The organism is Mycobacterium sp. OAS707 (genome assembly GCF_014873705.1).
Taxonomy (GTDB): Bacteria; Actinomycetota; Actinomycetes; order Mycobacteriales; family Mycobacteriaceae; genus Mycobacterium.
In genome coordinates, this window is sequence record NZ_JADBDS010000001.1 from 164,617 (window position 1) to 191,197 (window position 26,581).

Genomic DNA, 26,581 nt, shown 5'->3' on the forward strand with positions numbered 1-26,581 from the left:
ATGGACCTGGGCAGCGCGGCGCGGTATACCGGCGCCGAATGGATCGGCCAGCCGCAACACGAGGACGTGGAGCGCAAGGCCCGGCCCGTCATTCCAGCTAAAGACCCCTTCTACGAGCCGCCGCCCGGCTTTGAGCACGCCCGTCCCGGCACGGTGCTGCGCTCCCGTGACGTTGAGCTGGCGTTTATGGGCCTGATCCCGCAGAAGTTCACCGCCACCCAGCTGCTGTACCGCACCACGGATCTCAACGACCTGCCGCAGGCCACGGCCACGACGGTGATCGTGCCGGCCGAGCGTGCCGCCAAGGGCCCGATTCCGCTGGTGTCCTACCAGGTCGCGATCGACGCGGTAGCCAGCCGCTGCTTCCCCTCGTACGCGTTGCGGCGCGGCGCCAAGGCGGTCGGAGCGCTGGCACAGGTCGAGTTCTTGCTCGTGGCCGCCGCGCTCGCCGAGGGGTGGGCTGTGTCGGTGCCCGATCACGAGGGCACCAAGGGCATGTGGGGCGCACCGTATGAACCCGGCTACCACGTCCTCGACGGCGTGCGCGCCGCACTGCAGTACGAACGCCTCGGCCTGTCGACTGACGCGCCGGTGGGCCTCTGGGGCTACTCGGGCGGTGGCCTGGCGACTGCGTGGGCGGCCGAAGTCAGCGGTTCGTACGCGCCTGAACTCAACATCGTCGGCGCGGTGCTCGGCTCGCCTGTCGCCGACCTCGGCCATGCGTTCAGGCGCCTCAACGGCAGCTTCTACTCCGGGCTGCCCGGAATGGTCGTGGCCGCGCTGACGCACATCTATCCGGAGCTGGACAAGGTCATCCAGGAGCACGCCACCGAAGAGGGCAAGGCGATGCTGCTGCGGATCGAAAAGATGACGACCGCGCACGCGGTGCTCCGCTTCATCGGGATGGACATGGCCAAGCTGGTCGACCAGCCGCTCGAGCAGATCCTGCAGACGCCAGAGGTGCAGCATGTGTTCGACAGCATCAAGCTCGGCACTGCGGTGCCGACGCCTCCCGTGCTCATCGTGCAGGCCGTGCACGACCGGATCGTCTCGGTCGATGACATCGACGAGCTGACGCACACCTACCAGTCGGGCGGCGCATCGGTGACCTACCACCGCGACATGTTCAGCGAGCACATGCTGCTGCACCCGATGTCGGCGCCGATGACGTTGCGCTGGTTGACCGACCGCTTCAAGGGCAAGCCGCTCGACGAGCACCTGGTGCGGACGACGTGGCCGACGCTGCTGAACCCGATGACCTACGTCGGTATGGCCCGGCTGATCAAGATCGCAGCGAAGGTCGTCACTGGGCGGACGGTAGAGCGTTCTCCGTTGTGACCGGCGGGCCCATGACCGGTTCTGCTACGGGCGGCCACGCGCCGAGGTCGTCACGCTGCGTCGAAACCGCCATCAGCGCGTAGACGAACGCCGCCACCGCAGCAGGAAACAGGATTGTGGTCGCGATCTGTAGCGGGCCCTGGCCGAAGAACACTGCGGGCGCCTCGATCACATAGTGCACGCGGTGCTCTGGCGAAACGGGCGCAGCTGCCATGTCGATTGCGCCGTAACGCCAATGCACCAACACGGCGCCGACGCCCGCCGCGGCAGCGCCTGCCGCAGCGGAACCGACGGACAGCGCAGCCGCCATCACAGGCCCCCGGTGCGCGCGCCATTTCCACACCAGGACCGCTGCGACGAACGCCAGCACTGACGCCATGCCGACCATCAGGAACGCCGCGGTAAAGAAGTTGTCGCTCTCGTTGCCGAGATAGCCCTTGACCCGGTTGCCGCTCTTGGTGAGCGCGACGACGGCGTGAATCGATGGCGCCAGCCAGGCCCACAGTGCTCCCACCACAGCGCCGGCGAGGGTCAGGCCGACGACCGTCGTCAGCGCGGCCCTGCGGCGTGAAAAGCGGGGCGGCTCAACGTCAGTCATCGTCTCCTCGCGCGAGCGCTCATCGGCGTTCATCTAGATCCTTGGAGTCCAGCTCGCCGTGGCGCGAGCACTTCGCCACCCAGCCGTCGGGGCGCACCTGCACCACCATGCGGCGGCCACACTCCGCGCAGAACCGGGGTGGCTCCAGGCCGAGTTGTGCGGCGGTCGGGACTGCCCCGCCGGCGGGCTCGCCAGTGTAGACGTTGAACTTGGCAGCCATTAGAGGCTGGCGTTGAGCGCCTTGATCGGCATCTGCAGATCGTCGAGCAGCTCCAGATCGGCCTCGGCCGGCCTGCCGAGCGTGGTCAGGTAGTTGCCGACGATGACGGCGTTGATGCCGCCGAGGATGCCCTTCTTGGCGCCGAGATCGCCGAGCGTGATCTCGCGGCCGCCCGCGAAGCGCAGCATCGTGCGCGGCAGCGCGAGGCGGAACGCGGCGACGGCCTTCAGCGCCTCGGATGCGGGCAACACCTCGAGGTCACCGAACGGCGTGCCGGGCCGGGGGTTGAGGAAGTTCAGCGGCACCTCGTGCGGATCCAGCTCCGCGAGGTTCGCCGCGAATTCGGCGCGCTGCTCAAGCGTTTCGCCCATGCCGAGGATGCCGCCGCAGCAGACCTCCATGCCGGCCTCGCGGACCATCTGCAGGGTGTCCCAACGCTCTTCCCACGTGTGGGTGGTGACGACGTTGGTGAAAAACGATTGCGCGGTCTCGAGGTTGTGGTTGTAGCGGTGCACGCCCATCTCGGCGAGCCGCTCGACCTGCTCTTGGGTGAGCATGCCCAGCGAGCACGCGATCTGGATGTCGACCTCGTTGCGGATCGCCTCGATGCCCGCGGCGACCTGCGCCAGCAGTCGCTCGTCGGGTCCGCGCACGGCGGCGACGATGCAGAACTCGGTCGCGCCCGTCTTGGCCGTCTGCTTGGCAGCCTCAACCAGGCTCGGGATGTCCAGCCATGCGCTGCGCACGGGCGATGCGAACAGCCCTGACTGCGAACAGAAGTGGCAGTCCTCCGGGCAGCCGCCCGTTTTCAGGCTGATGATGCCCTCCACCTCGACGTCGGGTCCGCACCACTTCATCCGGACGTCGTGGGCCAGCTCCAGCAGCTCGTCGAGCCGGTCGTCGGGCAGTTGCAGCACCTGCAGCGTCTGGTCCTGGGTCAGGCCCTCGCCGCGTTCCAGTACCTGCTCGCGAGCCTCTGCCAGAATGTCGCTCACCCGTTGCCCTCCGTCGCGTCTTGAACACGTCGGCCGAGCCGACAATTGAACACTGTTCAGGTTAGGGTACCGGTGTGCAGCTCCACAAACGCGACGTGGTCGACGCAGCGACGACGCTGCTGGACTCCTACGGCATCGCCGACCTGACGATGCGGCGGCTGGGCCGCGAGCTCAATGTCTCGCCGGGTGCCCTGTACTGGCATTTCGCCAACAAGCAGGAACTTCTGGGCGCCGTAGCCGACCGCATCCTGGAGTCGGTCGACGACGTGGCAGGCGGCTGGAGCGACCGCATCACCGGCATCTGCGGGCGGCTGCGCGATGCCCTTCTGTCGCATACCGATGGCGCCGAGCTGGTATCGGCGAGCTTCGCGGCAGGCCAGTCGCAGGCCATGGCGCGCGTGCTCGCACACCTGACCGCGGCTGCCGCAGACGCCGGCGTCGAACCCGCGCACGCCGAGCTGGCGGCTCGCACGGTCGTCTACTACGTGCTCGGATTCACGGTCGACGAGCAGTCCCGTCTGCAGTGGGACGCCGCCGGCGCCGAGCTGCCGGACGAGCAGTCCGTGCTGACGGAGGATCCCAGCGCACGGTTCGCGTTCGGGCTCGCACTGCTGGTAGCCGGGATATCGGCGCGGTCAACGCAGATTGTCTGACACCCAGCGGCCGAGTTCCGCTCGCGAGTGGATGCCCAGCTTGCGATAGATCCTGACCAGGTTGGTGTCCACGGTCTTCGGGCTGATGAACAGCTCGGCTGCGATGGCGCGATTCGTCATCCCCGAGGAAGCAAGTTCTGCGACTCTCCGCTCGGAGGGCGTGAGCACCACTTGACCCGCGTTGACCGTGACGCGAGCCAGGTCGGCGCGTGCACGCTTGGCCCACAGCGGAGTGTCCAACCGCTCGAACACCTCGAGTGCACCGCGCAATGTGATTGACGCCGTGCGCTTCTGGCGCTGCCTGCGTTGTAACTGCCCAAGCAGCAACTGAGTTCGGGCGCGTTCGAACGGCATTGGCACGCGGTCGTGCTGCAACATGGCATCTTGGGCCGCCCGCGCCCCCGCGGCGAAATCACCGCTTGCGGCCAACAGCATTCCCCGGCACCGGCCCGCGACTGCAAGCATCCACGCGCGGTCGAGTCGTTTACCGTTGCGCTCGATGAAAGCGGTCAGGCGCTCGGCTTCGTCCAGCCGTTCGAGCGCGACCATGGCTTCCACCGCGTCGCCGACGCAGGACGCAACGATGATCTCGGAATAATCCGGGTCCTTGAGTAGCCCGTCGATAACCGGTTGCATCACGTCGAGGGCCTTCTTGTAGTTGCCGAGCGATGTCTCCAAGAACCCAAGGTTCGCCACCATCCAGCCCGCCAGTTCCCTGCCCTCGCTGCGATCGGATGCGTCAAGCGCCACCCGAGCGTCGCGGCGCGCCTCGTCGACCCGTCCCGCGTAGGCGGCGAGCGAAGACTTGATTGCGACGATGCTGAAGAGGTGTACGTCGCCTTCGAGGTGTGCGGCCCGATCCATCGCCTCCTCCGCGATGCGATGGGCCTCGGCGAAGTCGCCGCTCCATATCTCGACCATCGCGCGGTGATACGAGATGAAGACCGATTCGCTCTCCTCGCCGTTGTCTATGCGTCGCTCATTTATGGCCCGAAGCTCGGTACGTGCAGTGTCCAGGTCACCGGTCCAGGCGCGCAGAATTGCGTTCTGCACCCGCGGCTGGAACGCCAACTGAGCCGGTGACAGGTCGTCTTCGAGCTCGAGGGCGCGCTGCATCCTCGTCTCGTCGACGCCGACGCCACACATGAACCTCAGCACGACTTGCAGCCCCAAAGCACGGCTGAGCAGCGTGGGCTGACCCAGCGCCTCGGCGCGCGTCACCGCCTCATCGATATATTTGGCGGACTCACGTTTGCGGCCGGTGTTCACCAGCACGTAGGCGAGTGCCATCAGCATCTGAATCGACAGTGCCGCACTTCCGCTCGCCTCCGGCAGGAACCGTTCCAGCACGGTTGCCGCAGAGCCGAATCCGTCGGCATACATCACGATGGTCGCGAGCAGACTCGCCGCGGCCGCTCGGGCTTCGCCGGGTTCGAGCCGCTTGATCGCCGCATCGAGAAGTGAGCGAGCCCTCTCTGCATTTCCGCTCTCGAAATGATATGTCGCAGAGCGAATTTGGCGGTCCGGATCGGCCCCGCCGAGATTGAGCGCAAGGTCGAGCAATTCCGCCGCCGCGGCGGGCGCCCCTCGGCTGCGCGCCATCTGCGCGGCCTCGTCGAGCGCCCTCACCGTCGTGTCGTCGGCACTTGTGGCGCCGCGGGCCAGATGGCGCGCCCGCAGCTCAGGCTGATCAACCACGGATGCGATGGCCCGGTGCATCGCGCGGCGGTCGGCAGGCGCCACGTTGACGTAGACACCGTGCGCCAGCAGCGGATGGGTGAACGCGACACTGCTTCCATCGATGCGCACGATCCCATCGGTTTCGGCTGGCTCGAGGAGCGCCGCCACCTCGCTCACGGTGGTGTCCATGGCTCGCGCGATGACGTCCGTCGAGGGTGTCGCCAGACAAGCCACACTCAACAGCGCGCGCCGAGTCCGAGGCTCCAGCCGGCTGATTCGCGCATCGACCAACTCCGAAAGCGTGTCCGGCAGAGATACTTCACCTTCGGGCGTCGTGACGTGAAGACCACGACCCAACTCGAGGGCGTAGAACGGGTTTCCCCCTGATATCTGGTGTATCCGCCTGACAGCCGATCGGCTGAGCGGCCTTTCGAGCCGCGACGAAAGAAGGTCAGAGAGCTCACCGATGGTGAAAGGCGCCAAGGTGATTCGCCGCACAGCCTCCGGACCGCCGATCCGCAACCACGACGCCGCCGCGCTCATGCCAGTGTGCGTACGACGAGTCGCGAGCACGCCGATGCGTCCGGCGAAGCGGCGAGCGGCGAAACCCAGCGCGAAGACCGAAGACGGATCAAGCCACTGCACGTCGTCGATGGCCAGCAGGACGGGGGTCTCGGCGGCCAACGCTTCGACGACTGCCAGAACCGCGGCGGCAACTGCGCGGGGTTCGGTGAAGGTATCGGTCTCGTCGGCCCGCAACAGCACCTGGTCGACGGCCCGCAGCTGTGGCGGTGGCAGGCGTTGGAGTAGCCAGGCCTCGATACCGCCGAGCAGATCGGCCAGCGCACCGTAGGCGACGACGGCTTCGTCCTGCGCGGGCCGTGTCGTCAGTACTCGCATCCGACGCCGCCGGCCCTCGTCGACCGCGCGCAACCACACGGTGGTCTTGCCTATGCCTGCCGGGCCTTCCAGAAGAAGGGCCGACGGCTGTCGAGTAGCCGCTAGTAGGAAATCGGCAACAGCCCGTTCTTCGTCAGGTCGACTAACAATCCCCGACACGTACAGCAGAATCTCAGGTTTTGCTGTATTTGTCAGCGCAACGAGTCGGTGGCCTCGACTAGCGTCCTGCAGTGTGATCACCGTTGACGATGTCCGACGCATCACCGCGACACTGCCGCGGGCCTACGAGGTCGTCGTCCGCGATCAGATCAAGTTCCGCGTCGGGCAGATCGTCTTCGTGGCCTTCTCGCGCGACGAGACGGTGATGGGTGTCGGCTTTCCGAAAGAGGAGCGCGAGGCGATGATCGCCGCGGAGCCCGACAAGTTCATGCTGCCCCGCAAGTCGGACATGCGATACAACTGGATTCACGTCCGGCTCGACGCGATCGACCTCGACGAGGTTCGCGAGCTGGTGCTCGACGCATGGCGGATGTGCGTGCCGAAAAAGGTTGCCGCTCTTATCGATTGATCGGATACTCGCGCTTCGCGTTGCCGTCCCAGCGGCGCACCCCGATCGCGCGACCGACGATTTCTGACGGCCTGCCCGCGATCCGAAGTGCACGTCGGAGCTGATCGCCGTGCAGCCGCCTGGCCATCGTCACGTGGCCGGTCCACTGACCGGGCAGTGTGTTCGCCATCGGGCCCGGCTGCTGATGCGGCGCACACAGCCGATGAACCTCGGCGTGCACGTCCAGCAGTTCGGCTGTCGGCACCACCAGTCGCGTCAGGATCAGCTGGGACCGGCCGAAAAGCAGCGGTGCCCCGATCCGGCAGTCCAGCGGGAACCACCCCGCCAGCGGCGCCAACAGTTCGTCCACCGCGGGATCAATCCGCTCGGCGACCGTCAGCGTCGCGTGCGGTCTGCTTGCCGGCGCCTGGCTCGGAATTCCGGCCTCCCGCAATCCGTCCCAGATGTGCCGGATCGCTTCCTCGGTCTCGCGGTCGAAGACCAACTCGACGGAGTGGACCATCAGCCGGCCAGACTCCTGACCCACTGCGCGTCGAAGGCCGCCGCGCTCATCGACTCGAACTCCTCAGCGCCAAGAGCTCCCGCCCCGGCGGGCAGCACCGCTCGTACCTCGCCCAACCGCGCCAATGCGTCGCGATTGCCGACTGCCGCCACGTCAGGGTCGCGCGGCCACGCCCCGATCACCAAGCCGGCACACGGAATGTCATGGGCGGCAAGCGCTTCCAGCGTCAGCGCGGTGTGGTTCAGGGTGCCGAGGCCCGGCGAGACAACGACAAGCACGGGCGCACCGAGGTCGCGCGCGATGTCGCGTAGCGTCACGCCACCGTCGCCCAACTCGACCAACAGTCCACCGGCACCCTCGACCAGGGTCAGCTTCGCATCGACCGCGGTGACCGAACCCACCAACTCCTCGCGTGTCGGCAACGCCATGCCTGCGCGCTCCGCGGCCGCGGCCGGTGCCAGCGGTTCCGGGTAGCGCCAGGTGCCGAAGAGCGCATTGACCCCCGCCAACCGCGCCACGTCGGCGAGGTCGTCGTCGCGAGGACTGCCTGTCTGCACCGGCTTACACACCGCGACGTCGATGCCTGCCAACCGCGCGCCGCACGCAAGCGCCGCCGTGGCCACGGTCTTCCCGACGCCGGTATCGGTGCCGGTGACGACGACGATGCTCACGTTCGGGCTGACAGCACTTCGGTGAGAACCTCTCGCGCCAAAGCCATTTCGTCGTCCGACAGCGACGCCCGCGCCGTCAGCCGCAACCTCGAGGTGCCGGCAGGCACGGTCGGCGGGCGGAAGCAGCCAACCCGCACACCGCGGTCAAGGCATGCCGCTGCGGCGGCGAACGCCACCTCCGGTTCGCCGAGGATGACCGACACCACGGCCGAATCCGGAACCTCGGAAACGCCGCACATCGCCGCCAGCGCCGCCGCGTGGTCCAACACGGCCTGCGCCCGCCACGGCTCGGCGGTCAACACTTTCAGAGCGGCCGATGCCGCGCCGACCGCTGCAGGGGCAAGGCCGGTGTCGAAGATGAACGGCCGCGCCGCATCGATCAGGTGCGCCCGCACCGCGGCGGGGCCGAGTACGACGCCGCCCTGGCTGCCGAGCGCCTTCGACAGCGTCGTCGTCATCACGACGTCGGGCGCACCGGCGAGGCCGACCTCGTGCAGCAGCCCCCGCCCGCCGTCGCCCCGCACGCCAAGGCCGTGCGCTTCGTCGACGATCAGCAGCGCGCCATGCCTGCGGCAGACCTCGTGCAACGCACGCAATGGCGCCATCACCCCGTCGGCCGAGAACACCGAGTCGGTGACCACGACGGCGCGTTCCTCGTCGCGTGCTGACAACGCCGCCTCGACGGCGGCCACATCGCGGTGCGGGGTCACGACGACGCGGGCGCGCGACAGCCGGCACGCGTCAACCAGAGACGCATGGGTCAGCGCGTCGGAGACCAGCAGCGAGCCCGCCCCAGACAGCGACACCACCGCCCCGAGGTTGGCGGTGTAGCCCGACGAGAAGACCAGCGCGGACTCTGCGCCGACGAAGTCGGCGAGCGCGGTTTCGAAGTTTTCGTGCAGTTCGGTGTTGCCGGTGACCAGCCGCGATCCGGTTGCACCGGCACCCCAGGTGCGCAGCGCCTCGACGCCGCCGTCGATCACCTCGGGGTGCTGCGACAGGCCCAGGTAGTCGTTGGACGCCAGGTCCAGTTCGGCGCCGACGGGCGGGCGGGTGCGCAGGGCGCGACGCAGTCCGGCCGCGCGGCGCTGCTGCTCGACCTCGTCGAGCCAGGCCAGCGGGGAAAGACCGACACGGGTCACTGGAGCACCTTCTAAAGACTTGAACACGTCGGCGAGCCGACAATTGAACGGTGTTCAGGTTAGCGCACGCGCGACCCCGACCATCGCCGAGGTGATCTGCTCGATCTCGCCGTCGGTGCAGATGTAGGGCGGCATCACGTAGATCAGGTTGCGAAACGGGCGCAGCCAGACGCCGCGTTCCAGCGCGGCAGGTGTCGCGACCCGCAGGTCGACCGGCCTCTCCATCTCGATGACCCCGATCGCGCCGAGCACCCGCACGTCGGCGACGCCCGGCAGGTCGGCAGCTTGCGCCAACCCGTCCTGCAGACCCGCCGAGATCGCGGAAACCCTTGCGCGCCAATCCTGTTCGAGTAGCAGCTCGACCGCCGCGACCCCGACTGCGCAAGCCAGCGGGTTGGCCATGAACGTCGGGCCGTGCATCAACGCACCCGGCTCGCGCGTGCTGATCGTCTGGGCGATGTCGCGGGTACACAACGTCGCGGCCAGCGTGATGTACCCGCCGGTCATCGCCTTACCCACACACATGATGTCCGGGCTGACGCGCGCGTGGTCGGCGGCGAACAACTCTCCGGTGCGGCCGAAGCCGGTGGCGATCTCGTCGAAGATGAGCAGGACACCGTGCCGGTCGCAGATCTCGCGCAGGTCGACGAGATAGCGCGGGTCGTGGAACCGCATGCCGCCCGCGCCCTGCACGACGGGTTCGACGATGACAGCGGCCAACTCGTCGGCGTGCTCGGACAACTGCTTTTCGAACGCCTCGCTGTACGCGGCGTCGTACTCGCCCGGCACCTGCGGCGCGAACTCCTGACGGGCCAGAATGTCCGTCCACAGTGAGTGCATGCCGCCATCGGGGTCACACACGCTCATCGGGGTGAACGTGTCGCCGTGGTAGCCGCCGCGCCACGTCATCAGCCGGCTCTTGTCGCCACGGCCGATGCTGCGCCAATACTGCAGCGCCATCTTGGCCGCGACCTCCACCGACACCGACCCCGAGTCGCTGAAGAACACGGTTTCCAGACCGTCGGGGGTGATCTGCACCAGCAGTCGCGCGAGCCGTGCGGCGGGCTCGTGCGTGAGCCCGCCGAACATCACGTGGTTCATGGTCGCGAGCTGGTCGGTGATCGCCGCGTCCAGGACCGGATGGCCGTGCCCGTGGATGGCCGTCCACCACGACGCCATCGCGTCGAGGACCTCGATCTGTCGCCCACCGTCGACCAGCGTCAGCCAGGCGCCCTTCGCGCCCACCGCCACCACCGGAGGCAGCGCTTCGGCCCCGATGGAGCTGTACGGGTGCCAAACATGCGCGGCGTCGATCGCGCTGATCTCCGCTGGGGTCAACGTCATCTGTAGAACGAGCCTGATCCTTTGCTCAGTGGCTGTGACGAATCGCCTGTCGCATGAGGCACCAGGCGATCTTCGGTAGATTAACCGTCGACCATGATGACCCTCGCCCCTCCCCGGCCGGCGGCCGTCACCGATCCGGTTTCCCCCTCACGCGCCACCACCGGCACTCGTGAGTCGGGTTTCTACCGACACGATCTCGACGGACTGCGCGGCATCGCGATCGCGCTCGTCGCGGTGTTCCACGTGTGGTTTGGCCGGGTGTCCGGTGGCGTCGACGTATTCCTGGCGCTGTCGGGCTTCTTCTTCGGCGGCCGACTGCTGCGCACGGCGCTGACGCCGGGCACGTCTCTATCGCCCGTTCCCGAGGTGACGCGACTTGTTCGCCGGCTGCTGCCCGCGCTTGTCGTCGTGCTCGCCGCGTCGGCGGTGCTGACGATCCTGATCCAGCCGGAGACGCGGTGGGAGACGTTTGCTGACCAGAGCTTGGCCAGCCTGGGCTACTTCCAGAACTGGGAGCTGGCGAACACCGCGGCGGACTACCTTCGCGCCGGTGAGGCGGTCAGTCCGCTGCAGCACATCTGGTCGATGTCGGTCCAAGGACAGTTCTATATCGCGTTTCTGGCGTTGATCTTCGGGTTCGCCTATCTGTTCCGCGGCCGCCTCGGAAAGTACATGCGGATTTCATTCGTGGTGCTGCTGAGCGCGCTCACCATCGCCTCGTTCGTCTACGCGATATTTGCTCACAACGCCGATCAGGCGACCGCCTACTACAACAGCTTCGCGCGGGGATGGGAGCTGCTGCTCGGCGCATTGCTGGGCGCCGTGGTGCCCTACGTGCGCTGGCCGATGTGGCTGCGGACGACGATCGCGGTGGTCGCGCTGGCGGCGATCCTGTCGTGCGGCGCGCTGATCGACGGCGTCAAGGAGTTCCCTGGCCCCTGGGCGCTGGTGCCCGTCGGCGCGACGATGCTGTTCATCCTTTCCGCAGCCAACCGGCAGTCCGACGGCAAGACCGCAGGCCGCCTGCCCGTCCCCAACCGGTTCCTCGCGACCGCGCCATTCGTGACGCTCGGGTCGATGGCGTACTCCTTGTACCTGTGGCACTGGCCGCTGCTGATCTTCTGGCTGTCCTATACGGGCCGGCCGCGGGTCAACTTCATCGAAGGCGCGGCGGTGCTGCTGCTCTCCGGCGTGCTGGCATGGCTGACACTGCGGTATGTCGAGAACCCGCTGCGCTACCGCGCTTCGACGAAGGCACCCAAAACCACCCCCGTCGTCCCGCTGTGGACTCGGCTGCGTCGCCCGACGATCGCGCTGGGTTCCATCGTCGGCCTGCTGGGTGTCGCGTTGACGGCGACGGCGTTCGGGTGGCGCGAGCACGTCACGGTGCAGCGGGCAAACGGCAAGGAGCTCGCGACCCTTTCCATCCGCGACTACCCCGGAGCCACCGCCCTGCTCAACCACGCCAAGGTGCCCAAGCTGCCGATGCGCCCGACCGTGCTGGAAGCCAAGGACGATCTGCCTGAGACCACCACCGACGGTTGCATCAGCGATTTCGACAACAGCGACGTCATCGAATGCACCTTCGGCGACAAGGACGCGACCCGCACCATCGCGCTGGCAGGCAGTTCACATGCCGAACACTGGATAACCGCGCTCGACCTACTCGGGCAGCTGCACCACTTCAAGGTGGTGACGTACCTGAAGATGGGTTGCCCGTTGACCACCGAGCAGATGCCGTTGGTGATGGGTGACAACCGGCCGTACCCGGGATGCCGGGTGTGGAACAACCGCGTCATGCCGAAACTGATCGCCGATCATCCCGACTTCGTATTCACCACGTCCACCCGGCCGTGGAACATCAAGCCGGGCGATGTGATGCCGTCGCACTACATCGGCATCTGGCAAGCGTTGTCCGACAACAACATTCCGATTCTCGCGATGCGCGATACACCGTGGATGGTCCATGACGGCAAGCCGTTCTTCCCTGCCGACTGTCTGGCCAGCGGCGGCAACGCGATCTCCTGCGGCATCAAGCGATCCGACGTACTGTCGGAGCACAACCAGACGTTGGACTTCGTCGCGCAGTTTCCACTGCTGAAGCCGCTCGACATGAGTGATGCGGTGTGCCGCAAGGACGTCTGCCGGGCCGTGGAGGGGAATGTGTTGCTGTATCGCGACGCCCACCACATCTCGACGACCTACATGCGCACGATGGTCAACGAACTGGGCCGTCAGATGGGCCTGGCCACCGGCTGGTGGCGACCCTGATGTCATCGGCCGAGCGCGCATCCGTACCCACCGTCTGGCCCGGTGAGGCCTATCCCCTCGGTGCCACGTACGACGGTGCGGGGACAAACTTTTCGCTGTTTTCCGAAGTAGCCGAGCGGGTGGAGTTGTGCCTGATCGCCAAGGACGGCACCGAGGAGCGCATCAACCTCGATGAGGTCGACGGCTATGTGTGGCATTGCTATCTGCCCACCGTCACTCCCGGGCAGCGCTACGGCTTCCGCGTGCACGGCCCGTGGGATCCCGCGGCCGGACACCGGTGCGATCCGAGCAAGCTGTTGCTCGACCCGTACGGCAAGTCGTTCCACGGTGACTTCGACTTCAGCCAGGCGTTGTTCTCCTACGACCTCAACGCCGAGGACCTGGCGTCGGGCGGCACTCCGCCGCAGGTCGACTCACTAGGCCACACCATGACCAGCGTGGTGATCAACCCGTTCTTCCAGTGGGCATCGGATCGCGCGCCGCGCACGCCGTACCACGAGACCATCATCTACGAAGCCCACGTCAAGGGGATGACGCAGACCCATCCCAGCATCCCCGAGGAACTGCGCGGCACCTATGCCGGGCTCGGCCATCCGGCGATCATCGACCATCTGAAGTCGCTGAACGTCACCGCGATCGAGCTGATGCCTGTGCACCAGTTCCTGCACGACCACCGGCTGCTCGAACTCGGTCTGCGAAACTACTGGGGCTACAACACATTCGGCTTCTTCGCGCCGCACTACCAATATGCCGCCAACCGGCACGCGGGCGGCGCGGTCGCGGAGTTCAAAACCATGGTGAGGTCATTTCACGAAGCCGGCATCGAGGTCATTCTCGATGTGGTCTACAACCACACCGCCGAAGGCAACCACCTCGGCCCCACCATCAACTTCCGCGGCATCGACAACGCCGCCTACTACCGCCTACAGGACGGTGACCTGAGGTTCTACAAGGACTTCACCGGCACCGGCAACAGCCTCAACCCGCGGCATCCGCACACGCTGCAGTTGATCATGGATTCGCTGCGGTACTGGGTCCTCGAGATGCACGTCGACGGGTTCCGCTTCGACCTGGCCGCGGCACTGGCCCGCGAGTTCTATGACGTGGACCGGTTGAGCGCGTTCTTCGATCTGGTGCAGCAGGACCCCGTCGTCAGCCAGGTCAAGTTGATCGCCGAACCGTGGGACGTCGGCGAGGGCGGCTATCAAGTCGGCAATTTTCCAGGTTTGTGGACCGAATGGAACGGGAAGTATCGCGACACTGTGCGCGATTACTGGCGGGGCGAGCCCGCGACCCTCGGCGAGTTCGCCTCGCGGCTGACCGGATCCTCGGACCTCTACGAGGCCACCGGCCGGCGGCCCGGTGCGAGCATCAACTTCGTCACCTGTCACGACGGCTTCCCGCTGGCCGATCTCGTGTCGTACAACGAGAAACACAACGAGGCCAACGGCGAGGACAACCGCGACGGAGAAAGCCACAACCGGTCGTGGAACTGCGGCGTCGAAGGCCCGACCGACGATCCGGACATCCTTGCGCTGCGCGCCAAGCAGATGCGCAACATCATGGGCACGTTGATGGTTTCTCAGGGCACTCCGATGATTTCGCACGGCGACGAGATCGGACGCACCCAGCAAGGCAACAACAACGTGTATTGCCAGGACTCCGAGTTGTCCTGGATGGACTGGTCGTTGTGTGAGAAGAACGCCGATCTGCTCGAGTTCACCCGCCGGGTCACCAAGCTGCGGCGCGACCATCCCGTGTTCCGCAGGCGCCGCTTCTTCGAAGGCGCGCCGATCGCGCGCGGCGATCAGGTTCGTGACCTTGCCTGGCTGACGCCGGCCGGCAAGGAGATGACACAGCAGGACTGGGACTCCGGCTTCAAGTGCGTCGCGGTGTTCCTCAACGGCGATGCGATCCCGACTCCCAACGCACGCGGGGAACGCGTGGTCGACGATTCGTTCCTGTTGTGCTTCAACGCCAATGACAAGGCACAGGATTTCGTCACCCCCAAGGGCAACTACGCCAAGGAATGGACCGCCACGTTGGACACCGCCGAAGCGACCGGGTCCACCGACCTGGTCGTGACTGCAGGCAAGAAGATCTCGCTGCAGGCGCGGTCGTTGCTGGTGCTGCGTAAGACTGCTTGACACACATGGCTTTCCCAGTGCTGTCGACCTACCGACTGCAGATGCGCGGTGACTGCTTCACCTTCGACGACGCCATCGCAATCCTGGACTACCTCGACGAACTCGGCGTGTCGCACCTGTATCTGTCGCCGATCCTGACCGCGGCCGAGGGCTCCACCCATGGCTACGACGTCACCGATCCCACCACCGTCTCCCCCGCGCTCGGCGGCGCCGAGGGATTAGCGCGACTCTCCGCCGCTGCGCGGCAACGGAATATCGGCCTCGTTGTCGATATCGTGCCGAACCACGTGGGCGTCGACGACCCCAATCAGAACCGTTGGTGGCTCGACGTGTTGACCAAGGGTCGCGCATCACCGTACGCGTCGTACTTCGACATCGACTGGGACCTCGATCCGGACGGCCGGGTCGTCCTGCCGGTGTTGGGGTCCGACGATGATCCGGCGCCGCCGAACTATCCCGCCGACCAGACGCACTACCGGCCGATCGGATGGCGCAACGGCATCTGCGGGTATCGGCGGTTCTTCTCCATCACGTCGCTGGCTGGATTGCGCCAGGAAGACCGCGCGGTGTTCGACGCCACGCACGTGGAGGTCAAGCGATGGTTCACCGAGGGCCTCGTCGACGGCATTCGGATAGACCATCCGGACGGATTATCCAACCCCGCAGGCTATCTGGGGTGGCTGCGCGAACTCGTCGGGCCCGACGCCTGGATCGTGATCGAGAAGATTCTCGCCGTCGGCGAACCGTTGGAGCCGACGCTGCCCGTCGCGGGCACCACCGGCTACGACGCGCTGCGCGAAATCGGCGGACTGTTTCTCGATCCCGCAGGCGCAGGCCCGCTCACCGCGTTGTTCGACTCGACTGGCAACACGTACGCCGAGATGCCGCAGTTGGCTCGACGGCTGAAAGCGCAGGCCGTCACCGACACGCTCGCAAGCGAACTCGCCCGGTTGCATCGCACCATCGCCTCCGCGACCGGTATCGACCACCCCGACGTGCCCCGCGCCGTAGCGGAATTGATCAGCCGGGTGCCCGTCTACCGCTCCGACTACCGGTCGTTGTCCCTGGTGCTGCCGGAGGCATTGGCCGAAACCGCCACGGCGCTACCGGAATTGACGCAACCGCTGAGCATCGTGGCCTCGACGCTGTCGACCAGTGCCGAAGCGGCGGTCCGGTTGCAGCAATTGTGCGGCGCAGCGACCGCCAAGTCGATGGAGGACTGCCTGTTTTATCGGGATGCCCGCTTGGTGTCGCTGAACGAGGTCGGTGGAGAGCCGGAACGGTTCGGTGTCAGCGTCGCGGAGTTTCACGAGCGCGCCGCGGTAAGGGCCAGGCTGTGGCCGCAGGCGATGGTGGCGTTGACCACCCACGACACCAAGCGCGGTGAGGATGTGCGGGCCCGGATCGGGGTGCTCTCGCAGGTGCCGTCGTTGTGGGCGGAGTTGGTCGGCAAGTGGGTCCTCGCGGCGCCGCCGCCTGATCCCGCGACCGGACTGTTCTTGTTGCAGAACCTGTTCGGCGTGTGGCCGACCGACGGTGAGGTGACCGACGACCTCCGCACCCGGGTGCACGCGTACGCCGAGAAAGCCGTCAGAGAAGCCGCGGTGCACACCACATGGAATGATCCGGACACCGCGTTCGAATCCGATCTGCACGCGTGGCTGGATGCAGTGATGGACGGTCCGGTCGGGGCAGAACTCACCTCGCTGGTCGCCCGACTCGATGAACACGTGCGCAACGACAGCCTCGGCCAGAAACTGGTGGCGTTGACAGCCCCAGGGGTGCCCGACGTGTATCAGGGCACCGAACTGTGGGAAGACAGCCTTGTCGATCCGGACAACCGGCGACCCGTGGACTACCCGACGCGGCGGCAGGCGTCACAGCATCCGAAGATGAACATCACGAGGTCGGCGCTGCGACTGCGCCGCGACCGCCCCGACACATTCACCAACGGCGACTACACGCCGCTGCTGGCAGAAGGCGCGGGCGCCGAGCATCTGGTCGCTTTCCTGCGAGGAGACGACGTGGTGACCGCCGTCACCCGGCATTCGGTTCGCCTTGCTGAAACCGGTTGGGGCGATACGACATTGACGTTTCCCGCAGGCACCTGGACGGACCGCATCGGCGGGGGCCGATTCAGCGGAAAGGTCTCGGCCTCCGATCTGTTCGCCGGGTCCGCTGTCGCGCTGCTGGAGCGGGCCGATGACTGACTTCGCGGTGTGGGCGCCGCGGCCGCACCAGGTGCGCCTCGACGTGGAGGGCACCCTGTATCCGATGACGCGGTCCGACGACGGCTGGTGGCGGGCATCAGTCGACGCCCGACCCGATGCGCGGTACGGCTTCGTCCTCGACGACGATCCGAAGGTGCTACCGGATCCTCGCTCCGCCCGTCAGCCCGACGGCGTGCACGAACGCTCGCAGTTGTGGCAGCCCGCCGCGGCCGCGTGGTCAGACGGTGGCTGGCAGGGCCTGTCGATCGAAGGCCGCGTCATCTACGAGTTGCACGTCGGCACCTTCACGCCGGCAGGCACATTCGACTCGGCGATCGAAAAACTGGACTATCTGGTCGATCTGGGCGTCGATTTCGTCGAGCTGATGCCGGTCAACGCGTTCGGCGGGACACACGGCTGGGGTTACGACGGCGTGCTCTGGTATGCGGTACACGAGCCGTATGGCGGGCCCGACGGGCTCGTGCGGCTGATCAATGCCTGTCATCAGCGTGGGCTCGGGGTGCTGATCGACGCGGTGTTCAATCACCTTGGCCCGTCAGGCAATTACCTGCCGCAATTCGGGCCGTACCTGTCGTCGGGCAGCAACCCGTGGGGCGAGTCGATCAACATCTCCGATGCGGACGCCGACGAGGTGCGTCGCTACATCATCGAATGTGCGCTGCGATGGATGCGTGAGTTTCACGCCGACGGCCTTCGACTCGACGCCGTGCACGCGCTTGTCGACACCACCGCCATCCACATTCTCGAAGAGCTGGCCGGCGAAACCGACGCCCTGGCACAGGAGTTGGGCCGCCCCCTTTCGCTGATCGCGGAGAGCGACCTCAACGACCCCAGGTTGATCACTCCCCGTGACCGCGGCGGATACGGAATGACCGCGCAGTGGGACGACGACATCCACCACGCCATCCACGCGGCGGTGTCGGGCGAGCAGCAGGGCTACTACTCGGATTTCGGTTCGATGGAGGCGTTGGCGCAGACGTTGACGCACGGCTACTTCCACGCGGGGACGTACTCGTCGTTCCGGCATCGCCGCCACGGACGTCCGCTCGACACGACCAGCATCCCTGCGACACGGCTGCTGGCGTACACGCTGACGCACGACCAGGTCGGCAACCGCGCGGTCGGGGACCGGCCCTCGCAGAATCTGAGCTTTGGTCAACTGGCCGTCAAGGCGGCGCTCGCCCTTGGATCACCGTATACCGCAATGCTTTTCATGGGCGAGGAATGGGGCTCGTCATCGCCGTTCCAGTTCTTCAGCTCGCATCCGGAGCCGGAGTTGGCGAGGGCGACCGCCGAGGGACGCAAGCGTGAGTTCGCCGAACACGGCTGGGACGCCGACGCGATTCCGGATCCCCAGGACCCCGCGACCTTCCAACGGTCCAAGTTGAACTGGGCCGAGATCGACGAGGGCGAGCATGGCAGGCTGCGGCGGTTCTATCGGCAGCTGATCGCGTTGCGGCACAACGAACCTGACTTGGCCGATCCTTGGCTGGACCACATGCGCGTCGACTATGACGAAGCCGACCGGTGGGTGGTCATGCACCGAGGATCGTTGGCGATCGCGTGCAACCTTGGCACCGATGCCGTCGAGGTCCCGGCCACCGGCAAGGTCGCGTTGGCATGGGGCGAGCCCGAAGTCAGGTACGGCTCAACGGTATTGGCGCCACACTCAGTCGCGGTGTTGCGATCAGAGCAGGTAGCGGTACGCGGGTGAGCCCGGCTCCAAAGTCTCGACGTGGATGTCGGAGGCCTTGATCCGGTCGAGCAGGCCTTCGAAATCGGCGGCCGAACTCAGTTCGATGCCGACGAGCGCCTCACCCGTTTCGCGGTTGTTGCGCTTGACGTACTCGAACAGGGTGATGTCGTCGTTCGGGCCGAGCACGTCGTCGAGGAACCGCCGCAGCGCACCGGGTTCCTGTGGGAAGTCGACGAGGAAGTAGTGCTTGAGCCCGAGGTGGACCAGCGAGCGTTCGAGCACCTCGTTGTACCGCGACACGTCGTTGTTGCCGCCCGAAATCAGGCACACCACAGTCGATCCCGGCTCGATGTCGGCCTCCATCACTGCGGCCACCGACAGCGCGCCTGCGGGCTCGGCGATGATGCCCTCGTTCTGATAGAGGTCGAGCATCGCGGTGCACACCGCGCCCTCGTCGACCGTGGTGATCGACACCATGTCACCTGCCGCGGAGAGCGCCGCATACGGCAGCGAGCCCGCGCGCGCGACCGCAGCGCCGTCGACGAACTGGTCGACGTGCTCCAGCGTGACGGGTTCGCCATTGGCTAGCGCGGCGACCATTGCGGCGGCGCCTGCCGGTTCGACGCCCAACACCGAGGTATTGGCCGTGCGTTCGGCCAGATAGGTGGTGACGCCGCTGATGCAGCCACCACCACCGACGGGCACGATCACCAGGTCGGGCTCACCGTCGAGTTGATCGAGTATCTCGACGGCGATGGTGCCCTGGCCGGCCATCGTGCGCAGATCGTCGTACGGCGGCACCAGCGTGGCACCCGTGCGGGCGACGTCATCGAGTGCCGCGGCTGCGGCGACGTCGTAGGTCTTGCCGCCCACGATCAGCTCGATGAACTCGCGGCCGTGATAGCGGATGCGGTCGCGCTTCTGCTTCGGCGTTTTGGCCGGCACGTACACCCGGCCGTGCACGCCCATCGAGCGGCACGCCATCGCGAAGCCCTGCGCATGGTTGCCCGCCGACGAGCAGACCACGCCCGCGGCCTTCTCGTCCTCGGACAGCTGCATCAGCAGGTTGTGCGCGCCGCGCAGCTTGTAGGAGCGGACCGCCTGCAGATCCTCGCGCTTGAGGTAGACGGTCGCGCCCGTGGCCTCCGACAGCCGCTCGCTGTACTGCAGCGGGCTGCGCAGCACCACGCCGGAAATTCGCTGAGCAGCCTCGTCGATATCTGCGGCGGAAAGCGGCGCAGACATTCCAGTACGACGGCTCTGGCTCAGTTCAGCGGACACCGAACAATAGTGCCACCAACCAGCGGTTTTCAGTTAATCGGGGTCAGCACGAAGACAGGAATCTGCCGGTCCGTCTTGGTCTGGTACTCCGCGTAGTCCGGCCAGGCCTCGACCGCACGCTCCCACCAGACGGCCTTCTCGTCACCCGTGACCTCGCGCGCCTCGTATTCCTTGGTGACGTCGCCGTCCTGCAACTCGACCCGCGGGTGTGCCTTGATGTTGTAGTACCAGACCGGGTTCTTCGGCGCCCCGCCGAGAGACGCGACGACCGCGTACTGGCCGTCGTGCTCGACGCGCATCAGCGGCGTCTTCCGCACCTTGCCGGTCTTGGCGCCGATCGTGGTCAGCAGGATGATCGGCTTGCCCTTCATCTCGCTGCCGTCGGTGGTGCCGGTCTCGAGGATCCTGTCGGCGTCCTTGCGGACCCAGTCCCACGGGCTTGCTTCGTACTCTCCGGAAAGTGGCATCGCACCAGCGTAGACCCGCTACCGAAGTGCCCATTCAGGCCGGTGTTTCGGTTGACCGAAAACTCGGTTGCGAGCTATCGTCACCTCATGACCGTGCGCGACGAAGTCAACATCGCCGGCGTGGCGTGGCCGGTCTACAAGCTGCTGGCGCTCGCCATCGGCTTCCTGGTCCTGGTGATCGTCGCGGTCGCCACCGGCAGCGCCGCACCCTCGGTCCTTGCCGCTGCAGCAGCCGGCACCGTGGTCTGGCTGGCCCTGCGCCCGTTCCAGTCGTCTGAGCGTTAGTTCTCCAGCAGCCGCCGTAGCGCCTCGAGGTCAGCGGCCACCGCGGCAGCATCGGCATCGAATTCGGCTGACGTCATGCCGTCGCGTCGCCGCACCGTGAACAACACCTCACAGCGGGGCTCCCCGATGCCTGCGGGAATCACCCGCAGCGGGTTGTAGACGGCCTCGCCCGACGGCAGCCGGACCACGTGGTCGAGCACGCCGAACTGGTTCGGCGGCGCGAACTCGACCGTCACCTGGCCCATCGGGGAATCGGCGACCCAGCCGTCGGCGGTCTGCCGAAGTTCGCCTGCGGCGAGTCCGGCGGCCCACTGCGGCCAGGTTTGTGGGTCGGCGGCGAACTCGTAGACGACTTCTGGGGCGGCTTCGATCCAAATGCTGACGTGTCGCGATTCCATCCCCTTATCGTGTCGCACACACTGACCTGATGGACACGACACCCGAACCCTCGGCGGCGGTCGACGAATTCCTCAAGCGCGCAGAGCGCTTGGCCTCCGGCGCCGAACGCCATCTACCGTCGTGGCTGCGGCCCGGCGATCCCGAGAGCCGATTGCCAGTGCTGTTCGCGCTCGTCGCCGTGATCGGTCTGCAACTGGCAATCCCGAAGAGCTACACCGTGGTCCCCCGCTGGCCGCTGGTCGGGCTCGAGTTGCTTCTCATTGCGGTGCTGCTGTGGCTCAACCCGCTGAAACTCACCAACGCGACACGGCTCGGCCGATACGCCACCTGGGTGCTGCTCGCCGCCATCACCCTGGACAACACGCTTTCGGCGGTGCTGCTGGACGTTCGCATCCTCACTGGTGAGGTCAGCAACAAGGCTGCGGTGTTGCTGGGCAGCGGCGGGGCGGTCTTCGTGACCAACATCATCGTGTTCGGCATCTGGTACTGGGAACTGGACCGCGGCGGCCCGTTCGCCCGGCGTGCGGGCGAACAGCCCTACCCGGACTTCATGTTTCCGCAGATGGACCCCGACACCGCGAAGCTGGTCAAACCGGGGTGGCGTCCGACGTTCGTCGACTATCTGTACGTCAGCCTGACCAACGCGATGGCCTTTTCTCCAACCGACACGATGCCGCTGGCCCGTTGGGCCAAGGGAATGATGGCGGTGCAGAGCCTGGTGGCGGTGACCACCATCGCGCTCGTAATCGCAAGGGCGGTGAACGTTTTGGGCTGATTGTTCAGCCTGAAAAGCGGAGTATCGTTGGCGGACATGGGAATTGCCACTACCGAACTCACGCCAGTCGAGCAGACCGCGTTCCTCACTCAATATGCCAGGGCGCTGGACAGCCGGTGGGCACGACCGATTCTCGCCGACCGGCTGGCCGACGAGGTCGTCGGCCAGATCGACTACGACTTCGCGGGTCTGGGCGTGCAGACCAGCGTCGTCTGCCAGACGGCGCTACGGGCGAAGATGCTCGACGACCGGGTGCGCGCGTTCATCCGAAAGCACCGGGACGCCGTCGTGGTTGACCTCGGCGCGGGACTGGACAGCGGCGTCTATCGTGTCGACCCGCCCTCGACGGTGGACTGGTACAGCGTGGACCTGCCTGGGATCATGTCACTTCGCGACGAGGTGTTGCCGGCCCACCCGCACTCGCATTCGGTGCCCGCGTCCCTTTCCGAAAAGCATTGGCCCGATGGCATTCCCGCCGACCGCCCGACAATTCTGGTCGCTGACGGGTTGTTCGCGTTCCTGTCCGAAGCGGTGATCGTGAGCATCTTCCGGCGCATCACCGACTACTTCAGCTCCGGCGAGCTCGCATTCAACGACTATGGCCGCATCGGCTGGGTCAGCCGAGTCGCGATCAAGCTCTCCCCGCAGAAGATGTTCAAGGACGTCGGAAGCCAATGGGGTTATGCGGGTTTCAAGGACGCACACCATCCGGAGATGTGGAACCGGCGGCTGACATTGGTCGAGGAAGCCAGCCTGGCGCACCAGCCCGAGGTCGACCTGTTTCCCGGATGGATCCGGGTGGCGACAAAGCTGTCCGGCAAGAGCAAGGCAGGCGCACGCAAGGCGCGCATCCTGCGCTACGCGTTCTAGCCGCCGAGGCAGCCCGGCCCGAGCAGTGCCTTCAGGTCGCCCATCAACGCCGACGACGGCGTCACCCGCAGCGAGGCATCAAGCTCCAGTGTGGTGATGCGCTCACCGCTGATCAATCGCAGATGCACCTGCGAGGTGCCGGGGTGGCGCGCCAGCACCTGCTTGAGCGCGGTCACCTTGTCGACGGTGCATTGCCGCGTCGGCAGGCTGACGGCCAGCGGACGGTTCGCCTGGGCACTCGAGAAGTCCGGCACCACAAGCTCGTTGGCGATCAGCGAGATGCGGTCGTCGCGGATGGCAACCTTGGCTCCCACCAGTACCACTGCGTCGTCGGCGATCTCCGCTCCGAACGTCGAGTACGTCTGCGGGAAGAACAGCACCTCGATGCCGCCGGTGAGGTCTTCCAATTGTGCTGAGGCCCACGGTAAGCCGTTTTTGTTCACCCGCCGGTTGACGGAGGCCAGAATTCCGCCGACGCGCACCTGCGTGTCGTTGGCGACATCGCCAGAGAGGATGGCCGGGATCTGCGTATCGACTTGCGCCGCAAGCAGATGAGCGATGCCGTTCAACGGGTGTCCCGAGACGTAGAGGCCGAGCATCTCGCGCTCGAGCGCCAGCTTGTGCTTGTCCTCCCACTCCTCGTCGGGCACCTTGATGGTGAACACCGCATCGGTCGCGGTGTCCGCACCGCCGAAGAGGTCGAACTGACCCATCGCTTCGGCCTTCTTGGTGCCCAGCACCGAGTCGACGGCGTCGGTGTGAATAAGGAACAGCCCCTTGCGCGGGTGATCGAGCGAGTCGAACGCCCCCGCCTTGATCAGGGATTCCGTCACCTTCTTGTTGCACGGGCCGATCTCGATCTTGTTCAGGTAGTCCGAGAAGTCGATGTACTTGCCCTTGTCGGTACGCGTAGCGACAAGGGACGCAACGACATTGGCGCCGACGTTGCGGACCGCACCCAGGCCGTAGCGGATGTCCTCGCCGACCGAGGTGAAGTTCAGGCTCGATTCGTTGACGTCCGGCGGTAGCACGGTGATGCCCAGTCGGCGGCAGTCGGCCAGGTACACCGCGGCCTTGTCCTTGTCGTCGCCGACCGACGTCAGCAAGCCCGCCATGTACTCGGCCGGATAGTTGGCCTTCAGATAGGCCGTCCAATAGGACACCAGGCCGTAGCCCGCGGCGTGGGACTTGTTGAACGCGTAGTCCGCGAACGGCAGCACCGTGTCCCACAGCGCCTTGATGGCCGCGGCCGAGAACCCGTTGGCCTTCATGCCCTCCGAGAAGCCTTCGAACTCCTTCTCGAGAACTTCACGCTTCTTCTTGCCCATGGCTTTTCGCAGAATGTCTGCTCGGGCGAGCGAGTAGCCGGCCACCTTCTGCGCGATGCGCATGATCTGCTCTTGGTAGACGATCAAGCCGTACGTCTCGGCGAGAATGTCGCGCAGCGGCTCCTCGAGCTCGGGATGGATCGGCTTGATGGCCTGCTTGCCGTTCTTGCGGTCGGCGTAGTCGTTGTGGGCATTCATGCCCATCGGGCCAGGCCGGTACAGCGCGATCACTGCGACGACGTCCTGGAAACCGGTCGGCTGCATGCGGCGCAGCAGATCGCGCATCGGCCCGCCGTCGAGCTGGAAGACGCCGAGGGTGTCGCCGCGGCCGAGCAGTTGGTAGGTCGCGGGATCGTCGAGCGGGACCGACTCGAGGTCGAGGTCGACTCCCCTGTTGGCCTTGATGTTCTCCAGCGCGTCGCCGATGATCGTCAGGTTGCGCAGCCCCAGGAAGTCCATCTTCAACAGGCCGATGGCCTCACACGACGGGTAGTCCCAGCCGGTGATGATCGCGCCGTCCTGCGGCCGTTTCCACAGCGGGATGGCCTCGGTCAGCGGCTCACTGCTCATGATCACCGCGCAGGCGTGCACGCCCGAGTTACGGATCAGGCCCTCGAGACCCCGCGCGGTTTCGTAGATGGTGCGCACATCGGGGTCGGTGTCGATGAGCCCGCGAACCTCGGCGGCCTCCTTGTACCGCTCGTGGTTCGGATCGGTGATCCCGGACAGCGGGATGTCCTTGGCCATGATCGGCGGTGGCAGCGCCTTGGTGATCCGGTCGGCGATCGCGAAGCCCGGCTGGCCGTAATGGATGCGGGCCGAATCCTTCAGCGCCGCTTTGGTTTTGATGGTGCCGAAGGTGATGACCTGCGCGACCCGGTCGCTCCCCCACTTGTCGGCGGCATACCGCACCATCTCACCGCGGCGGCGGTCGTCGAAGTCGATGTCGATATCGGGCATCGACGCGCGCTCGGGGTTCAGGAACCGCTCGAACAGCAGCCCGTGTTCGATCGGGTCGATGTCGGTGATGCGTAGCGCATAGGCGACCAGCGAGCCGGCCGCCGAACCGCGACCCGGCCCAACCCGGATATCGACAGAGCGGGCGTAGCTCACCAGGTCCGCCACGATCAGAAAGTAGGACGGGTAGCCCTTGGCGCAGATCACCTCGATCTCGTAGGCCGCACGGTCGACGTAGTCCTGCGGCACGCCGGAGGGGAAGCGACGGGCGAGCCCGGCGTCCACCTCGTGCTTCAACCACGACGCCTGGTCGTGCCCTTCGGGCACCGGGAAGATCGGCATGCGGTCGCGCAGTTCCCACACATCGGAGTAGGACTGCACCCGGTCGGCGATCAACAATGTCGAGTCACAGGCGCCGGGAATGTCGGCGTCCCAGATCCGCCGCATCTCCTCGGCGGATTTCAGGTAGTAACCGTCGCCGTCGAACTTGAACCGGTTCGGATCCGACAGCGTCTTACCGGTCTGGACGCACAGCAGCGCCTCGTGGTTGTGTGCCGCGTCGCGGGTGACGTAGTGGCAGTCGTTGGTGGCCAGCGGTGGGATCCCGAGTTTCTGGCCGATTTCGAGCAGCCCGTCGCGCACCCGGCGCTCGATGTCGAGACCGTGGTCCATCAGCTCGAGGAAGTAGTTGTCCGGACCGAAGATCTCGCGCCACTTGGCTGCCGATTCCAGCGCCTCACGTTCGTGACCGAGCCGCAGCCGTGTCTGCACCTCGCCCGACGGGCAGCCGGTGGTGGCGATGATGCCCGACGCGTGCTCGGCGATGAGTTCGGCATCCATCCGCGACCACTTGCCGAGCTGACCCTCGAACGAGGCCAGCGAGGAGAGCTTGAACAGGTTGCGCAGGCCGGTTGCGTTCTCGGCGACCATGGTCAGGTGGGTGTAGGACCCGCTGCCCGAAACGTCGTCGCTCTTCTGGCTTGGGTCACCCCACAGGATGCGCTTGGTTTCGAAGCGCGACGCAGGTGCGATGTAGGCCTCGATCCCGATGATCGGCTTGATGCCCACATCGGTGGCGGCGTTGTAGAACTCGCTGGCGCCGAACATGTTTCCGTGATCGGTCATCCCGATGGCGGGCATCTGAAGCCGCTCCGCCTCGGCGAGCATCGGCTTGACCTTCGCGGCACCATCCAACATCGAGTACTCGGTGTGGTTGTGGAGGTGCACGAAGGAAGAGTTCATAGGGGAGCCAGTCTATGGCCG

Annotated in this window: 22 protein-coding genes; 10 read left to right on the forward strand and 12 right to left on the reverse strand. The window is 66.2% G+C overall.

All coding sequences use genetic code 11. The annotated features are described in order from the left end of the window. The gene (locus GGC64_RS00795) at nt 1-1,338 is read left to right on the forward strand and encodes a lipase family protein (RefSeq protein ID WP_192720561.1); all 1,338 of its coding nucleotides are present in this window, start codon (nt 1-3) and stop codon (nt 1,336-1,338) included. Here GGC64_RS00795 and GGC64_RS00800 read toward each other — a convergent pair. Genes GGC64_RS00800 through bioB form a run of 3 tightly spaced genes read right to left on the reverse strand, consistent with a single transcriptional unit; the run spans nt 1,304 to nt 3,151 of the window. Next, nucleotides 1,304-1,969, reverse strand: coding sequence for a DUF2567 domain-containing protein (locus tag GGC64_RS00800; RefSeq protein WP_225951126.1), 666 nt, complete (start codon nt 1,967-1,969; stop codon nt 1,304-1,306). The two genes, GGC64_RS00795 and GGC64_RS00800, sit on opposite strands and share 35 nt — an antisense overlap. Continuing rightward, complete coding sequence (locus GGC64_RS00805) at nt 1,956-2,156, reverse strand: hypothetical protein (RefSeq protein WP_192720562.1); 201 nt, start codon at nt 2,154-2,156, stop codon at nt 1,956-1,958. The genes GGC64_RS00800 and GGC64_RS00805 overlap by 14 nt, the downstream gene beginning before the upstream one ends. Continuing rightward, nucleotides 2,156-3,151 carry a biotin synthase BioB gene (bioB, locus tag GGC64_RS00810; RefSeq protein WP_192720563.1) on the reverse strand — a complete coding sequence of 332 codons (996 nt, stop codon included), beginning with the start codon at nt 3,149-3,151 and terminating at the stop codon, nt 2,156-2,158. Before bioB ends, GGC64_RS00805 begins: the two co-directional genes overlap by 1 nt. 74 nt (nt 3,152-3,225) lie before the next feature. Between bioB and GGC64_RS00815 the strand changes: the two genes are divergently transcribed. Beyond that, nucleotides 3,226-3,804 (forward strand): TetR/AcrR family transcriptional regulator C-terminal domain-containing protein, encoded by a 579-nt coding sequence (locus GGC64_RS00815; protein ID WP_192720564.1) that lies wholly within the window; start codon nt 3,226-3,228, stop codon nt 3,802-3,804. On the opposite strand, the gene GGC64_RS00820 is transcribed toward GGC64_RS00815, so the two are convergent. Further along, nucleotides 3,787-6,543 (reverse strand): LuxR C-terminal-related transcriptional regulator, encoded by a 2,757-nt coding sequence (locus GGC64_RS00820; protein ID WP_370581922.1) that lies wholly within the window; start codon nt 6,541-6,543, stop codon nt 3,787-3,789. The genes GGC64_RS00815 and GGC64_RS00820 overlap by 18 nt on opposite strands. 73 nt (nt 6,544-6,616) lie before the next feature. Between GGC64_RS00820 and GGC64_RS00825 the strand changes: the two genes are divergently transcribed. Then, on the forward strand, nt 6,617-6,952 hold the full coding sequence (locus tag GGC64_RS00825; RefSeq protein WP_192720566.1) for an MmcQ/YjbR family DNA-binding protein: 336 nt from the start codon (nt 6,617-6,619) through the stop codon (nt 6,950-6,952). On the opposite strand, the gene GGC64_RS00830 is transcribed toward GGC64_RS00825, so the two are convergent. From GGC64_RS00830 to GGC64_RS00845, 4 genes are read right to left on the reverse strand one after another with little or no spacing between them, the layout of a single operon-like run. Continuing rightward, entirely contained in the window at nt 6,942-7,454 is a 513-nt protein-coding gene (locus tag GGC64_RS00830) for a 2'-5' RNA ligase family protein (RefSeq protein WP_192720567.1), read from the reverse strand. The genes GGC64_RS00825 and GGC64_RS00830 overlap by 11 nt on opposite strands. Further along, nucleotides 7,454-8,125 carry a dethiobiotin synthase gene (gene bioD, locus GGC64_RS00835; protein ID WP_192720568.1) on the reverse strand — a complete coding sequence of 224 codons (672 nt, stop codon included), beginning with the start codon at nt 8,123-8,125 and terminating at the stop codon, nt 7,454-7,456. The genes GGC64_RS00830 and bioD overlap by 1 nt, the downstream gene beginning before the upstream one ends. Continuing rightward, on the reverse strand, nt 8,122-9,267 hold the full coding sequence (locus tag GGC64_RS00840; protein WP_192720569.1) for an 8-amino-7-oxononanoate synthase: 1,146 nt from the start codon (nt 9,265-9,267) through the stop codon (nt 8,122-8,124). The genes bioD and GGC64_RS00840 overlap by 4 nt, the downstream gene beginning before the upstream one ends. A gap of 54 nt (nt 9,268-9,321) precedes the next feature. Then, a complete protein-coding gene (locus tag GGC64_RS00845) occupies nt 9,322-10,611 on the reverse strand; it encodes an adenosylmethionine--8-amino-7-oxononanoate transaminase (protein WP_192720570.1) in 1,290 nt (429 codons plus the stop codon). Between the two features lie 93 nt (nt 10,612-10,704). Between GGC64_RS00845 and GGC64_RS00850 the strand changes: the two genes are divergently transcribed. Genes GGC64_RS00850 through treZ form a run of 4 tightly spaced genes read left to right on the forward strand, consistent with a single transcriptional unit; the run spans nt 10,705 to nt 18,974 of the window. Further along, nucleotides 10,705-12,882, forward strand: a complete 2,178-nt coding sequence (locus GGC64_RS00850; protein WP_192720571.1) for an acyltransferase family protein — start codon at nt 10,705-10,707, stop codon at nt 12,880-12,882. Beyond that, nucleotides 12,882-15,029, forward strand: a complete 2,148-nt coding sequence (glgX, locus tag GGC64_RS00855; RefSeq protein WP_192720572.1) for a glycogen debranching protein GlgX — start codon at nt 12,882-12,884, stop codon at nt 15,027-15,029. The genes GGC64_RS00850 and glgX overlap by 1 nt, the downstream gene beginning before the upstream one ends. Nucleotides 15,030-15,034: 5 nt before the next feature. Next, nucleotides 15,035-17,239, forward strand: coding sequence for a malto-oligosyltrehalose synthase (gene treY / locus GGC64_RS00860; protein WP_192720573.1), 2,205 nt, complete (start codon nt 15,035-15,037; stop codon nt 17,237-17,239). Continuing rightward, a complete protein-coding gene (treZ, locus tag GGC64_RS00865) occupies nt 17,232-18,974 on the forward strand; it encodes a malto-oligosyltrehalose trehalohydrolase (protein WP_192720574.1) in 1,743 nt (580 codons plus the stop codon). Before treY ends, treZ begins: the two co-directional genes overlap by 8 nt. Here treZ and ilvA read toward each other — a convergent pair. Further along, nucleotides 18,948-20,237 (reverse strand): threonine ammonia-lyase IlvA, encoded by a 1,290-nt coding sequence (gene ilvA / locus GGC64_RS00870; protein ID WP_192720575.1) that lies wholly within the window; start codon nt 20,235-20,237, stop codon nt 18,948-18,950. The genes treZ and ilvA overlap by 27 nt on opposite strands. A gap of 29 nt (nt 20,238-20,266) precedes the next feature. Next, the gene (locus tag GGC64_RS00875) at nt 20,267-20,704 is read right to left on the reverse strand and encodes a nitroreductase family deazaflavin-dependent oxidoreductase (RefSeq protein ID WP_192720576.1); all 438 of its coding nucleotides are present in this window, start codon (nt 20,702-20,704) and stop codon (nt 20,267-20,269) included. Between the two features lie 87 nt (nt 20,705-20,791). On the opposite strand from GGC64_RS00875, the gene GGC64_RS00880 reads away from it, so the two are divergent. Beyond that, nucleotides 20,792-20,989 carry a hypothetical protein gene (locus tag GGC64_RS00880; RefSeq protein WP_192720577.1) on the forward strand — a complete coding sequence of 66 codons (198 nt, stop codon included), beginning with the start codon at nt 20,792-20,794 and terminating at the stop codon, nt 20,987-20,989. Here the strand turns inward: GGC64_RS00880 and GGC64_RS00885 are convergent. Further along, on the reverse strand, nt 20,986-21,387 hold the full coding sequence (locus GGC64_RS00885) for an SRPBCC family protein (RefSeq protein WP_192720578.1): 402 nt from the start codon (nt 21,385-21,387) through the stop codon (nt 20,986-20,988). The genes GGC64_RS00880 and GGC64_RS00885 overlap by 4 nt on opposite strands. A gap of 29 nt (nt 21,388-21,416) precedes the next feature. Here GGC64_RS00885 and GGC64_RS00890 point away from each other — a divergent pair, with 29 nt between their 5' ends. Both GGC64_RS00890 and GGC64_RS00895 read left to right on the forward strand, forming a co-directional pair. Then, entirely contained in the window at nt 21,417-22,163 is a 747-nt protein-coding gene (locus GGC64_RS00890) for a hypothetical protein (protein ID WP_225951127.1), read from the forward strand. 36 nt (nt 22,164-22,199) lie between these two features. Beyond that, complete coding sequence (locus GGC64_RS00895; protein WP_192720579.1) at nt 22,200-23,033, forward strand: class I SAM-dependent methyltransferase; 834 nt, start codon at nt 22,200-22,202, stop codon at nt 23,031-23,033. On the opposite strand, the gene dnaE is transcribed toward GGC64_RS00895, so the two are convergent. Then, a complete protein-coding gene (gene dnaE, locus GGC64_RS00900) occupies nt 23,030-26,560 on the reverse strand; it encodes a DNA polymerase III subunit alpha (RefSeq protein WP_192720580.1) in 3,531 nt (1,176 codons plus the stop codon). The genes GGC64_RS00895 and dnaE overlap by 4 nt on opposite strands. Between the last annotated feature and the right edge of the window lie 21 nt (nt 26,561-26,581).

Bases quoted from the DNA above. Each gene is read 5' to 3' on its own strand.
- GGC64_RS00795 (WP_192720561.1), top strand. From the start codon at position 1: ATGGACCTGGGCAGCGCGGCGCGGTATACCGGCGCCGAATGGATCGGC.
- GGC64_RS00800 (WP_225951126.1), bottom strand. From the start codon at position 1,969: ATGAACGCCGATGAGCGCTCGCGCGAGGAGACGATGACTGACGTTGAG.
- GGC64_RS00805 (WP_192720562.1), bottom strand. From the start codon at position 2,156: ATGGCTGCCAAGTTCAACGTCTACACTGGCGAGCCCGCCGGCGGGGCA.
- GGC64_RS00830 (WP_192720567.1), bottom strand. From the start codon at position 7,454: ATGGTCCACTCCGTCGAGTTGGTCTTCGACCGCGAGACCGAGGAAGCG.
- GGC64_RS00845 (WP_192720570.1), bottom strand. From the start codon at position 10,611: ATGACGTTGACCCCAGCGGAGATCAGCGCGATCGACGCCGCGCATGTT.
- GGC64_RS00850 (WP_192720571.1), top strand. From the start codon at position 10,705: ATGATGACCCTCGCCCCTCCCCGGCCGGCGGCCGTCACCGATCCGGTT.
- glgX (WP_192720572.1), top strand. From the start codon at position 12,882: ATGTCATCGGCCGAGCGCGCATCCGTACCCACCGTCTGGCCCGGTGAG.
- treY (WP_192720573.1), top strand. From the start codon at position 15,035: ATGGCTTTCCCAGTGCTGTCGACCTACCGACTGCAGATGCGCGGTGAC.
- treZ (WP_192720574.1), top strand. From the start codon at position 17,232: ATGACTGACTTCGCGGTGTGGGCGCCGCGGCCGCACCAGGTGCGCCTC.
- GGC64_RS00875 (WP_192720576.1), bottom strand. From the start codon at position 20,704: ATGCCACTTTCCGGAGAGTACGAAGCAAGCCCGTGGGACTGGGTCCGC.
- GGC64_RS00880 (WP_192720577.1), top strand. From the start codon at position 20,792: ATGACCGTGCGCGACGAAGTCAACATCGCCGGCGTGGCGTGGCCGGTC.
- GGC64_RS00885 (WP_192720578.1), bottom strand. From the start codon at position 21,387: ATGGAATCGCGACACGTCAGCATTTGGATCGAAGCCGCCCCAGAAGTC.
- GGC64_RS00890 (WP_225951127.1), top strand. From the start codon at position 21,417: ATGGACACGACACCCGAACCCTCGGCGGCGGTCGACGAATTCCTCAAG.
- GGC64_RS00895 (WP_192720579.1), top strand. From the start codon at position 22,200: ATGGGAATTGCCACTACCGAACTCACGCCAGTCGAGCAGACCGCGTTC.
- dnaE (WP_192720580.1), bottom strand. From the start codon at position 26,560: ATGAACTCTTCCTTCGTGCACCTCCACAACCACACCGAGTACTCGATG.